The following is a 12,034-nucleotide window of genomic DNA, read 5'->3' on the forward strand; positions in this document are numbered from 1 at the left end:
GGTGGTCAGGCCAGTGGCAGGTACACCTTGCCGCCCGAGGCCAGGAACTCGGTCGACTTCTCCTGCATGCCCTGTGCCGCGTACTCCTTCAGTTCCTGGGTGATCTTCATCGAGCAGAACTTCGGGCCGCACATGGAGCAGAAGTGCGCCGTCTTGGCTGGTGTCGCCGGCAGGGTGGCGTCGTGGTACGCCCGGGCGGTCTCCGGATCCAGCGACAGGTTGAACTGGTCCTCCCAGCGGAACTCGAACCGCGCCTTCGACAGCGCGTCGTCCCACGCCTGCGCCCCGGGGTGCCCCTTGGCCAGGTCGGCCGCGTGTGCCGCGATCTTGTACGCGATCACCCCCGCCTTGACGTCGTCGCGGTCCGGCAGCCCGAGGTGTTCCTTCGGGGTGACGTAGCAGAGCATGGCGGTACCGAACATGCCGATCATCGCGGCGCCGATCGCCGAGGTGATGTGGTCGTACGCCGGGGCGATGTCCGTGGTGAGCGGACCGAGGGTGTAGAACGGCGCCTCGTGGCACAGCTCCTGCTGGAGGTCCACGTTCTCCTTGATCTTGTGCATCGGCACGTGGCCCGGCCCCTCGATCATCACCTGTACGCCGTGCTCCCAGGCGACCGAGGTCAGCTCCCCCAGGGTACGCAGCTCGGCGAACTGCGCCTCGTCGTTCGCGTCCGCGATCGAGCCGGGTCGCAGCCCGTCGCCGAGCGAGAACGTGACGTCGTAACGGGCGAGGATCTCGCAGAGTTCGGCGAAGTTGGTGTAGAGGAAGTTCTCCTGGTGGTGTGCCAGGCACCAGGCCGCCATGATCGAGCCGCCCCGGGAGACGATCCCGGTGACCCGGTCGACCGCCAGTGGCACGTAACCGAGGCGTACCCCGGCGTGCACGGTCATGTAGTCGACGCCCTGCTCGGCCTGCTCGATCACGGTTTCCCGGAAGACGTCCCAGCTCAGTTTCACCGGGTCGCCGCCGACCTTCTCCAGGGCCTGATAGATCGGTACGGTGCCGATCGGCACCGGGGAGTTGCGGATGATCGCTTCCCGGGTCTCGTGGATCCGCTTGCCGGTGGAGAGGTCCATCACGGTGTCCGCGCCCCACCGGGTGGCCCAGGTGAGCTTCTCCACCTCCTCGGCGATCGACGAGGTGACCGCCGAGGTGCCGATGTTGGCGTTGACCTTCACCAGGAAGCGCTTGCCGATGATCGCCGGTTCGCACTCCGGGTGGTTCACGTTCAGTGGCAGTACCGCCCGGCCGGCCGCGATCTCCTCCCGGACGACCTCGGCCGGCATCCCCTCCCGGATCGCCACGAACTCCATCTCGGGGGTGACGATTCCGGCCCGGGCGTATTCCAGTTGGGTGGGCCGGGCACCGTCCCGACCGGCCAGCGGGGTACCGGCACCGCGTACCGGGGCCACGTCGCCCCGCTCCGCGATCCACGCCCCGCGCAGCGGCGGCAGCCCTTCGGCGGGGTCCGAACCGGGACCGGAGGTGTCGTAGAGCCGTACCGGCGGTTCGTCACCGGCCAGCTCCACCTCGGCGAACGGCACCCGGACGTCCGGACGCGCCCCGGTCACGTACACCTTGCGGCGAGCGTTCATGACAACCTCCCTGTACTGGAACCGAACCCGCTGGATGAACCGAACCCGCTGGATGGATCAGACCCGCTGGGCAGGCCGGATCCGCTGGACGGGCCGGACCTGTCGCCCGCCGCCGTCACGGATGCGCTGAAGTGGTCCAGCGGCCCGTGACCGCGCCCCAGCGACCAGTTCCGGGCACCGAGCAGCGCGCGGGTGACGTACTCCTTGGCGAAGGCCACCGCCTCCGGCACCTGGTCGCCGAGCGCCAGCCGGGCGGCGATCGCGGCCGAGAACGAACAGCCGGTGCCGTGGGTGTTCCGGGTCGGCACCCACGGGCCACGCAACAGCCGGACCTCGACGCCGGTCCAGAGCGCGTCGACCGCCCCGCCGAACGCCTCGCCGCCGCCGGTGGCGAGCCCCGAGTCGTCGCTGTCGCCGCCGGTCACCACCACGTACCGGGGGCCGCCGGCGGCCAGGTCCCGGGCCGCCTGCGCCATCTCGTCGGGACCGGAGACGGTACGGCCGAGGATCGCCGCCGCCTCCGCCCGGTTCGGCGTCGCCACCAGGGCGTACGGCAGCAGCCGTTCGATCGCCCCGACCACGCCGAGCCGGGCTCCGCTGGTCGAGACGAGCACCGGGTCGACCACCAGATCGGGCAGCAGCCCTGCCCGGGCGGCCTCGGCCACCGCGGCGGCGACCTCCGCGTCGCCGAGCATCCCGGTCTTCACCGCCAGCGGCGGCAGGTCCTCGGCCAACGCGTCGAGCTGCGCACGCACCATCGCGGCGGAGATCGGGAGGACGGCACGTACCTCGTGGGTGTTCTGTGCGGTGACCGCGGTGAGCACCGACGTGCCGTAGACCCCGAGCGCGGCGAAGACCTTCAGGTCGGCCTGGATGCCCGCGCCCGCTCCGGAGTCCGAGCCGGCCACGGTCAGCACCACCGGCGGGGTCACCGCGCCCACCCCGAGCCCGACACACCCGGGATCGGGTCCTCCGGGGCCGACGCACCGGTCCGCGCCTCGACGGCCGCGCAGAGGTCGCTGACCAGCCGGGTCGGGTCGTCCGAGCGCATCACCGCGCCCATCACCGCCACCCCGGCCGCGCCGGCCGCCAGGCAGGCGTCGACCTGCCCGGGGGTACCGATGCCGCCGAGCGCGACCACCGGTACCGGGCTGCGGGCGACCAGTTCCGCCAGGCCCTCCGGACCGAGTGGTGGGCCGTATCCGGGCTTGGACGGGCTCGGGTATACCGGCGAGAGGGTCACGTAGTCCTCTGTGCAGAGCCGCCCCAGCTCGGCGGTGTCGTGGCACGAGCGGCCGACCAGCGGCAGCGCCGGTGGCGGATACGGGCCAGCGGCCGGCAGGTGCACCGCGTCGCCGTCGAGTGGGTCCGGCCCGGCGACCAGCAGGGTGCCGTGCACCGCCGCGAGGATCCCCCGCAACCGACGGGCCAGTTCGAGCCGCTCCGGCCGGGGCAGGTCCCGCTCCCGGAGCAGTACCCACCGGGCACCGCCGTCGACCGCGGCCCGGACCACCTCGTCGAGCGGCCGGTTCGCCTGCCAGCGGTCGGTGACCAGCACGATCCCCCGCACCGGTGACGTCACTGCCAGCGTCCCTGTCGGCGTCACTGCCAGCGTCACTGCCGGCGTCACTGCCGCAACGGCTCGCGGGCCGGTCACAGCTCCGGCCGCCCCTCGTCCGGGGTGGACGCCAGCGCGTGGAAGCGCCGGGGAATCCGTCCCGCACCGGCGGCCAGCCGTCCCGCCTCGATGGCGAACCGCATGGCGGTGGCCATCCGTACCGGGTCGGCCGCCCGGGTGACCGCGCTGGCCAGCATCACCGCGTCACAGCCGAGTTCCATCGCCAGCGCCGCGTCCGAGGCGGTACCGACACCCGCGTCCAGGATCACCGGTACGTCCACGTTCTGCCGCAGCAGTCGCAGGTTGTGCGGGTTGTTGATGCCCAGCCCGGAACCGATCGGCGCACCCGCCGGCATCACCGCGGCACAGCCGAGATCCTGCATCCGGCGGGCCAGTACCGGGTCGTCGGTGACGTACGGCAGCACCGTGAACCCGTCGGCGACCAGCCGCTCGGCGGCGGTGACCAACTCGACCGCGTCGGGCAGCAGGGTCCGTTCGTCACCGATCACCTCCAGCTTGACCCACGACGTCTCGAACGCGTCGCGGGCGAGCTGCGCCACGGTGACCGCCTCGGCAGCGGTACGGCAACCGGCGGTGTTCGGCAGCAGCCGTACGCCGCACCGGCCGAGCACCTCCAGCACTCCGCCGCCCATGGTGGCGTTGCTGTCGATCCGGCGCAGCGAGACGGTGACCAGTTCACTGCCGCTGGCCCGGACCGTCTGCTCCAGCACGTACGGGCTGGTCGCCCCGCCGGTGCCGAGGATCAGTCGGGAGCCGAACTTCTCCCCGGCGAGCACGAATCCGGGCTCGGGCTCGGACTCGGGACCGAATCGGGGATCGAATCCGGGATCGGGTGCGGGGACTTCGAACGACATCGCGGTCACCCGCCCTGCGCCGCGGTCAGCACCTCGACCCGGTCGCCGTCCCGGAGCTGCCGGGCCGGCCAGCCGCCGCGCGGCACCACCTCGCCGTTGACCGCGACCGCCACGCCCCGGTGTGCGCTGGTGATCCGCTGCACCAGCTCCGCCACGGTCAGCCCGGCGGGCAGCCGCTCCTCGACTCCGTTCACGGTCAGCTCCACCGCGTCCTCCCCACCCTGCTCGTTCCGTCGTCCGGCCCCGGCTCCCCGCCGGCCACCGTCCCGTCCACCGCGTCCGCACCCGCAGGCGCCGCACGCCCGACTCCGGTCGGTCCTGACCGGACCGGGTCGGCGACAACCGCGTCCGCACCCGCTGGCGCCGCACGCCCGACTCCGGTCGGCCCCGACGCGGCCGGGTCGGCGAACCGGGCCGGCGAGAGCGGCGCGAGCGCCGGATCTGGTACGCCGGTGGCGAGCAGGTCGGCGACCAGGTCGGCGGTGAGCGGGGTGAGCACGATGCCGTGCCGGAAGTGCCCCGCCGCGACCACCACCTCGGGCCGGTCCGGCAGCGGTCCGAGCAGCGGTGCGTTGTCCGGCGTACCGGGGCGCAGCCCGGACCGGGCCTCGACCAGCTCGTACTCGGCCAGTTCCGGAAGCAGGTCGGTGGCGGCGCGGAGCAGGTCGAGTACGGCTCCGGCGGTGACACCGAGGTCGGACCGCTCCTCCACGGTGGCGCCGACCACCACCTCGCCGTCGGTCCGGGGTACCAGGTAGACGTGCCGGCCGTCGGCGTGTCCCCGAATCACGTGCCGGAAGCCGGGCGGGGCTCCGCCGGGGGCCCGCAGCCGCAGGATCTGTCCCTTCACCGGCCGGACCGGCAGGCCGGTCAGCGCGGCCGTGCCGCAGCCGGCAGCGACGACCGTCGCCGCCGCGTCCAACTCGGCGAGGTCCCGGACCGAGCGGGACAGCACCGTCACTCCGGCGCGTTCGGCGGCGACCCGCAGCGCGGTGACCAGGCGACGCGGGTCGACCTGGTGGTCGCTCGCGGCGAAGGCGCCGCCGCGCAGCCGGGTGGCCAGCAGCGGTTCGCGGTCCCGCAGCTCCGCCGGCCGCAGCGGGGTCACCGGCAGTCCCAGTTTCCGCTGGTACGCCCAGAGCCGCTCCGCCTCGGCCAGGTCGTCGGAGGTGAGCGCGACGGTGAGTGTCCCCTCGGTCCGGTAGCCGAGGTCCAGGCCGGTCGCTTCGGTGAGTTCGGCGGCGAAGGCCGGCCAGCGGGCGGCGGACTCCACAAGCAGTCCGGTCAGTACCCGCTCACCGAAGTAGCTCTCGGCGACCGGGGCGAGCATTCCGGCCGCGACGTCGGAGGCGCCCGAGCCGGGTGCGGCGTCGTAGACGTCGACCCGCATACCCCGGGTGGCGCAGCGCCAGGCGACGGCGAGCCCGATCGGGCCGGCGCCCACCACCGCGACATCCACCGCACCGTCGCCGCCGACCACCCTCCGGTCGCCGTTGCCGTTGCCGTCGGCGTCGCCGTCGCCGTCGCCATTGCCGTTGCCGTTGCGGCCGCCGTTACCGACCACCTCCCGGCCGGCGCCTACCATCCTCCCGCTCCCGCCCCCACGCCCGGACCGGAGTGCGGGGAACCACGCCGGGGGTCCCACCCCGGCGATGTTTCCCGTCCCGGATCGGATGGGGGCGGATCGGTGCGGAGGGCGGCGAGGAGTTCGGCGGTGGCCCGGGCCGGGTCGGCGGCCCCGGAGACGGCACCCACCACAGCCACCCCGTACGCCCCGGCGGCCAGCAGTGCGGGTACCCGGTCGGCGGTGATCCCGCCGATCGCGATCACCGGTACCGGCACAGCGGCGACGACCCGGCGGATCCCCTCCGGGCCGATCGGTGCGGGGAGCCCGTCCTTTGTGGAGGTGGCGTGACACGGGCCGACGCCGAGGTAGCTGGCGCCGGCCGCGACCGCTGCCGCACCCGTTTCCGGGTCCCGGGCGGTCGCGCCGAGCACGGCGTCCGGGCCGAGCACCCGGCGGGCGGCGTCGACCGGCAGGTCCCGGGCGCCGACGTGCCCGCCGGCCGCCCCGACGGCGAGTGCGAGGTGTAGCCGGTCGTTGACCAGGCAGGACGCCCCGGCGGCGGTACACCGGCGGGCCACCTCGGCGGTCAGCTCGTACGCCGTCCGGTCGTCGGTGTCGTCGGAGACCCGGACCTGTACGACCAGTTCGGGGCCAGCGACCGAGAGGGCCGCGTCGAGGACCGCGAGCGGGTCCCGGCCGGGTCGGGTGTCGGTGATGAGGTGAAGTCGTCCGATGGATGGCACGGCAACGCTCCTCCCTGCGCCGGCATTACCCGGATCAGGTTCGACGGTCGGGGGCTCGACAGCCCCCCTCTCAGCCCGGTCCACCGGGCTCCCGTGGGTTACTTGTCGGCGAGAGTACGCGGCCGGTCACGAATCCGTAAAGAGCCGTGACACATCGCACACTGTCAGCACTCCACCACTTACCGAGGCTCGCCTCTGGACACCACCCGAACGCTCTCCCGCACTGACCTGGACACCAGAGGCGTCAACGGGACCGGGTAACGCCTCTGGTGTCCAGGTCGAAGGCAGGGCGCCGCGAGGTGATGTGTGTGCTGTTCTGCGATGGTGTTGCTGGTGGACGGGGCAGTGCAGCGGTGAGGGCTGCGGCAGGCTGACCCGATGTCCCGTCCTCCCCTGGTACCCGCCCGATTAGCGTTCCTGCCGTTCTCGGCCAGGGCAGCCGTCTCCGCAGGGCTCATCACCCGGAGCATGTTGCGCGGGGCGGCATGGCACCGGCTGCTTCCCGACGTCTATGTGCACCGCGACGGTTACCGGGCGGACGACCACCGGATGTGGTGCGACGCGGTCGCCCTCACGTTGCCCCGGGGCGCGGCGATCGGCGGCCTGAGCGCCGCGCACCTGTGGGGCGTCCACCTACTCCCCCGCGACGCTCCGGTCACTGTGCTGGTACCCGGTGTCACCCGACCTCGACCTCGGCCGCGGGTTCGCTACACGCTCGCGAAACTCTCGCCCGACGACGTGACCCGGTTCGGCGGGCTGCCGATCACCACGCCGCTGCGTACCGCGTTCGACCTGGGGCGGAAGCCGCCGCGCACCGAGGCGGTGGTGGCGGTGGACGCACTGCTGAACCGCCGGTTGGTGAAGTCCACCGGGCTCACCGAGTACCTCACCGCGCGGCCCGGGTGGCCCGGCGTACCACTGCTGCGTGAGGTCCTCGGCCTGGCAGAACCGCTCAGCGAGTCACCGATGGAGACCCGCCTCCGGCTGCTACTCGTCGACGCCGGCCTGCCGAGGCCGACGGCGCAGCACGACGTGCACGACGCCCGGGGGCGGTTCGTCGGCCGGGTGGACCTCGCCTATCCCCGGCTGCGCATCGCCCTCGAATACGAGGGCGACCACCACCGGGAGCGGACACACTTTCGCCAGGATGTCGCCCGGTTGAACGACCTGCGAGCCGCTGGCTGGATCGTGCTCCGCTTCACCGCCGACGACGTCCTGCGGCGCCCTGCCCGAGTCGTCGCCCAGGTGACCCAGGCCGTCCGGGAACGCCTCCACACACCTGGACGCGAGATGCCTTAACCCTGCCGGGTAACGCCTCTAACGCCCAGGTCGACACCGGCCACATACCGACATCGATCACCTATCGGCGGCGGCCAGCCGCAGCGGCCTGGCCACAGCAGCGGCCGGTGGTTGGTGGTCGGTGACAGTGGTCGGCTGTGGCCGATGGGCCGGTGACGGTGGCGATAGGCCGGTGGCGATGGCGATGGGCTGGTAACGGTGGCGATGGGCCGACGGCCGGTGGCGGTGGGAGCCGGGCTCAGAGGAGGGCGCGCAGCGCGGTGAGGTCGTCGGCGGTGGGCTGCCAGGTGCCGGCGTTGGCGTTGGCGCGTACCTGGTCGGGAGTGGTGGCACCGGCGATCACCGAGGTCACCGCCGGCTGGGCGGCCAGGCCACCGATCGCCACGTCCAGCAGGGAACGGCCGCGCTCGGCGGCGTACTTCTCCAGTGCCTCGATGGTGTCCCAGGGGGCGGAGGCGAGCCGGGCGGCGTACCTCGGGCTCGTGCCGGCGAGCCGGCTGTCCGAGGGTGGCTGGGCGCCCCGCTTGTACTTGCCGGTGAGCAGCCCGTCGGCGAGCGGAAAGAACGGCAGCAGGCCGAGCCCGAAGTGCTGCGCGGCCGGCACGACCTCGGCCTCCACACTCCGGTTCAGCAGGCTGTACTCGTTCTGCGCGCTGACGAAGGGCGGGTAGCCCCGGGTACGCGCCGTCCAGGCCGCGTCCGCGATCTGCCAGCCGCTGAAGTTGGAGTTGCCGAGGTAGCGGACCTTGCCGGCCCGGACCAGGTCGTCGAGCGCGCGCAGGGTCTCCTCGATCGGCGTACCCGGATCGGGTTCGTGCATCTGGTAGAGGTCGATGTGGTCGGTGCCGAGCCGGCGCAGGGACGCCTCGACCGCCCGGATGACGTAGCGCCGGGCACCACGGGCGCCGTGGTCCGGCCCGTTCATCCCGGACATGCTCATGCCGAACTTGGACGCCAGCACGACGTCGTCCCGCCGTCCGCGCAGCGCCGCGCCGAGCTGCTCCTCCGACCCGCCGTGCGGCTCGCCGTAGATGTCGGCGGTGTCGAAGAGGTTGATGCCGGCGTCGAGGGCAGCGTCGACCACGGCCCGGGTCCCGGCGGAGTCGAGCTTGCGGCCGAAGTTGTTGCAGCCGACTCCCACGACGGACACCACGAGCCCGGAGTCGCCCAACCGGCGGTAGGTCATCTCAGTCACGAGATCAACCCTATGCCGTCGCCCCGGGCCGGACACTCCGCACCGGAGTCCGCTCACCCGGCCAGGGGACGCCATTCGAGAAAATAATTCGACGACGATTCACGTACGTGAAATCAACTGGCGCGCTGGCGCGTCGCGCGCGTACGCCGAAAACTGCTATATCGTGGGCACGGATACGGCGACCTCTGCGAATACCCCGTGCCGTTCACGGTCGCCGCACGAGGTGTCGAAAGGCGGGTTCACATGGCGGTGAACGGCCGATTCGACCGGCCCGGCTCGGAGACGTCGGTCGTCCCCACGCAGGTCAGCAGGGAGAGCAACGCACCTGTCGAGGTGACGGTCGTCCTTCCCTGCTATAACGAGCAGGCGCACGTGCTGACGGAAATCGAGCGCATCTGTTCCGCAATGGACGCCAGCGGTCTCAATTACGAATTGCTGGCGATCGACGACGCCTCCACCGACGACACACTGGAGATCCTGCGCGGGGCGACCGGCCGCTTTCCCCGGCTCCGGCTGCTGGCGTTCCATCGCAACGGCGGTTCCGGCACCGCCCGCCGGATCGGTACCGAACAGGCGCGTGGCGCCATCGTGGTGTGGACCGACGCGGACATGACCTATCCGAACGAGCGGATTCCCGAGTTCGTCCGGCTGCTGCTCCGGGATCCGCACGTCGACCAGGTCGTCGGCGCCCGTACGAGCGAGCAGGGCAGCCACAAGTTCCTCCGGGTACCCGCGAAGTGGCTCATCCGCAAGATAGCCGAGCGGCTGGCCGGCACCCGGATTCCCGACCTCAACTCCGGGCTGCGGGCCTTCCGCCGGGACGTGTCGCTCCCCTATCTCCGGCTGCTTCCGCCGGGATTCTCCTGCGTCACCACGATCACGATGGCGTTCCTGCACAACCAGCATGACGTGCACTACGTGCCGATCTCCTACGCCCGCCGGTCGGGCTCGTCGAAGTTCCACTTCGTCCGGGACGCCTACCGGTACCTTCTCCAGGTCCTCCGGATGGTGATGTACTTCAACCCGCTCAAGGTGCTGATGCCGCCGTCGTTGCTGCTGCTCGCCGTCGGCTCCGGAAAGGTCGTCTACGACCTGGTCGCGCACCCGGTCCGGATCGCCACCAACACGGTGCTGCTGCTCTGCGCCGGCCTGATCATCGGCGCGGTGGCGCTGCTCGCCGACCTCATCGTGCGGTCCAGAATCGACTGGCCGCCCGGAAACCGATCGTGAACGAAGCGGCGCCGACCGCCGCCGCGCCGCTCCCGACCCGAGACGTCGGACTACGGGTCCGCGGTGTCGGACTACGGGTCCGCGGCGTCGGACTGCGGCTCGGCGGTGTCGGGCTGCGGGGCGGCGGTGTCGGGCTGCGGGTCCGGGGCGCCGGGCTACGGGTCCGGGGCAGGGTCGCCCGGGTACGAGAGAGCGGGCCGGTGCCGTCGGCCGGAGACTCGAACGGGCCGGTCGACGAACCGGCGCAACCGGGCCCGGATCGGATCGAGCGGCTCGGCCGGGTCGGTGTCGCCGCGATCACCGGGATCGTCGCGCTCACCTGGTTTCCACTGCTCAGCATGCCGTTCGGCGACAACCACCTGGGCCGGATCATCGGCCGGTACGCACTGCACCTGCGGAACCTCCAGGAACAGGGCATCCTCGGCTCGCACTTCGGTGCCGACTGGCTGCCCTACGCCTCGACGCCGTACGCGCATCACCCGCCGCTGCTCAACCTGCTCACCGCGCTGACCGGCCTGCTGCCGGGGGACGGTGAATACCAGGTGTGGCTGCCGGCGTACCTGTTGGCCCTGCTGATCGTCCCGGCCGGCACCGCACTGCTGCGCGGCCTCGGGCTGCGCTGGTCGGCCACCCTGCTGGCGCTCGGCCTGACGGTGGCCACCCCGTTCTACTGGATCTACAGCCCGCTGATGTTCGACCTCGGGCCGATCCTGGCCCTCTCCGCCCTGGTGGTGCGGCTGCGCGCCCGCCCGGATCCCTCCCGCCGGCTCGTCGCCGGAGCCTGTGTCGCCGCGCTGCTCACCACCCTGGTCTCCTGGCCCGGAGTCGGGTTCGCCGCCGTACTCGGGCTGTGGCTGCTGGCGGCCCGTCGGGTCGACCGGGTGACGGTACTGGTCGGCGCGAGCATGCTGACCGGGGTCGCGATCAGCCTGGGCTACGTGGTCGGGGTGACCGGGATGGCGATGCTCGGCGGGCAGGCCGAGCTGCGCAGTACCGGTGGCGGCTTCACCGTGCGGCAGTTCCTCCGCCAGCAGTGGCGCTACGCCTACGATCTGCTGCCACTCTGGTACATCGGCGCACTGCCGGTCGGGGCGGTGGTCGGGCTGCTGGATCGGCGTACCCGGGTCTACCTGGCGATGGCTGTCGCGTTCACCGCCGTCTGGATTCTCGGGTTGCGCAACGGCGCCTACGTCCACTCGTACTGGTCCTATCCGATGCTTGTGGTCGGACTGGTCGGAACGGGTGTACTGCTGGACCGGCTCGTTGACGGGCTCACCCGCCGCGTTCCGGAGAACGGCCTCGACGCACCGGCCCGGAAGGGCGACGGTACGGGGACATCGGCGGTATCGCGCCGGTTCATCCGGACCGGGAGGAGGCTGGCCTGCCGACCGGTCCGGGTGACGGCGGCGACGCTGGTCGGGGCGGCGCTCGGGGCGTACCTCGGGATGCTTGTCGTCGGCCCGGACCGGCACCGCCTGCTCGACGAACCGGCCGCGGCCGGTCGGCTCGTCTCCGAACATCCGCCACCGGCCGGTCAGCGGTACGCCTGGACCGTCGGTTCCGGGGCGGCAAGCCCGCGCTGGCTCGCCTACTACTGGCGGTTGAAGCCCCGGCCACTCACCCCCGCGACGCTGCACACCGAGCCGACCCGCCCAGAGGACCTGGTTCTGATCGACCTGACCAGGCGTCCGGAGTGGCTGCCCGGGTCGGTCGAGACCGGGATCGTGGCCCGGGACGGGCGGTACGCGCTGCTCCGGGTCGCCACCCTGCACAGCACCGCCGACGCCCCCTGACCCCTGGCCTCCTGACCCGGTTATCTCGCCCGCCCGTCGATCGGGCGGGATCCCCGGCCTGGACTCGGGTCGACGGCGGGCCGGGGATCCACAAAGCTCGGGGCCGGTCGGACGGG

At 72.3% G+C, this 12,034-nt stretch carries 9 protein-coding genes, 2 pseudogenes and 1 riboswitch; of the genes and pseudogenes, 3 read left to right on the forward strand and 8 right to left on the reverse strand.

The window, feature by feature from the left end:
- Positions 1–5: 5 nt before the first annotated feature.
- The 7 genes and pseudogenes from thiC to thiE all read right to left on the reverse strand — a co-directional run.
- A complete protein-coding gene (gene thiC, locus CLT71_RS17835) occupies positions 6–1,598 on the reverse strand; it encodes a phosphomethylpyrimidine synthase ThiC (RefSeq protein WP_101368109.1) in 1,593 nt (530 codons plus the stop codon).
- A complete protein-coding gene (gene thiD / locus CLT71_RS17840; protein ID WP_101371550.1) occupies positions 1,595–2,530 on the reverse strand; it encodes a bifunctional hydroxymethylpyrimidine kinase/phosphomethylpyrimidine kinase in 936 nt (311 codons plus the stop codon). The genes thiC and thiD overlap by 4 nt, the downstream gene beginning before the upstream one ends.
- The gene (locus CLT71_RS17845; protein ID WP_101368110.1) at positions 2,527–3,180 is read right to left on the reverse strand and encodes a thiamine phosphate synthase; all 654 of its coding nucleotides are present in this window, start codon (positions 3,178–3,180) and stop codon (positions 2,527–2,529) included. Before CLT71_RS17845 ends, thiD begins: the two co-directional genes overlap by 4 nt.
- 71 nt (positions 3,181–3,251) lie before the next feature.
- Positions 3,252–4,091, reverse strand: a complete 840-nt coding sequence (locus CLT71_RS17850; protein WP_101371551.1) for a thiazole synthase — start codon at positions 4,089–4,091, stop codon at positions 3,252–3,254.
- Positions 4,092–4,096: 5 nt separating this feature from the next.
- A complete protein-coding gene (gene thiS, locus CLT71_RS17855; protein WP_101368111.1) occupies positions 4,097–4,297 on the reverse strand; it encodes a sulfur carrier protein ThiS in 201 nt (66 codons plus the stop codon).
- A gap of 143 nt (positions 4,298–4,440) precedes the next feature.
- Positions 4,441–5,571, reverse strand: a pseudogene (thiO, locus tag CLT71_RS17860) (glycine oxidase ThiO); the annotation flags it as partial.
- 206 nt (positions 5,572–5,777) lie between these two features.
- Positions 5,778–6,401: pseudogene (thiE, locus tag CLT71_RS17865) on the reverse strand (thiamine phosphate synthase); the annotation flags it as partial.
- A riboswitch (TPP riboswitch) is annotated at positions 6,396–6,506 on the reverse strand. (Overlaps the previous pseudogene by 6 nt.)
- 363 nt (positions 6,507–6,869) lie before the next feature.
- Between thiE and CLT71_RS17870 the strand changes: the two are divergent.
- Positions 6,870–7,700, forward strand: coding sequence for a DUF559 domain-containing protein (locus CLT71_RS17870; RefSeq protein WP_486483321.1), 831 nt, complete (start codon positions 6,870–6,872; stop codon positions 7,698–7,700).
- Positions 7,701–7,938: 238 nt separating this feature from the next.
- Here the strand turns inward: CLT71_RS17870 and CLT71_RS17875 are convergent, their stop codons facing one another.
- Complete coding sequence (locus CLT71_RS17875) at positions 7,939–8,886, reverse strand: aldo/keto reductase (protein ID WP_101368115.1); 948 nt, start codon at positions 8,884–8,886, stop codon at positions 7,939–7,941.
- A gap of 252 nt (positions 8,887–9,138) precedes the next feature.
- On the opposite strand from CLT71_RS17875, the gene CLT71_RS17880 reads away from it, so the two are divergent.
- Positions 9,139–10,125, forward strand: a complete 987-nt coding sequence (locus CLT71_RS17880) for a glycosyltransferase family 2 protein (protein WP_101368116.1) — start codon at positions 9,139–9,141, stop codon at positions 10,123–10,125.
- Positions 10,122–11,918: a glycosyltransferase family protein gene (locus CLT71_RS17885; protein WP_101368117.1), complete on the forward strand. Its 1,797-nt coding sequence runs from the start codon at positions 10,122–10,124 to the stop codon at positions 11,916–11,918. The genes CLT71_RS17880 and CLT71_RS17885 overlap by 4 nt, the downstream gene beginning before the upstream one ends.
- Positions 11,919–12,034: the final 116 nt, after the last annotated feature.

Source organism: Plantactinospora sp. CNZ320, from assembly GCF_002846275.1.

What these genes read in the sequence shown, in the direction of transcription:
- CLT71_RS17870 (WP_486483321.1), top strand. Translation starts at nt 6,870, where the DNA reads ATGTTGCGCGGGGCGGCATGGCACCGGCTGCTTCCCGACGTCTATGTG.
- CLT71_RS17880 (WP_101368116.1), top strand. Translation starts at nt 9,139, where the DNA reads ATGGCGGTGAACGGCCGATTCGACCGGCCCGGCTCGGAGACGTCGGTC.
- CLT71_RS17850 (WP_101371551.1), bottom strand. Translation starts at nt 4,091, where the DNA reads ATGTCGTTCGAAGTCCCCGCACCCGATCCCGGATTCGATCCCCGATTC.
- CLT71_RS17875 (WP_101368115.1), bottom strand. Translation starts at nt 8,886, where the DNA reads ATGACCTACCGCCGGTTGGGCGACTCCGGGCTCGTGGTGTCCGTCGTG.
- thiC (WP_101368109.1), bottom strand. Translation starts at nt 1,598, where the DNA reads ATGAACGCTCGCCGCAAGGTGTACGTGACCGGGGCGCGTCCGGACGTC.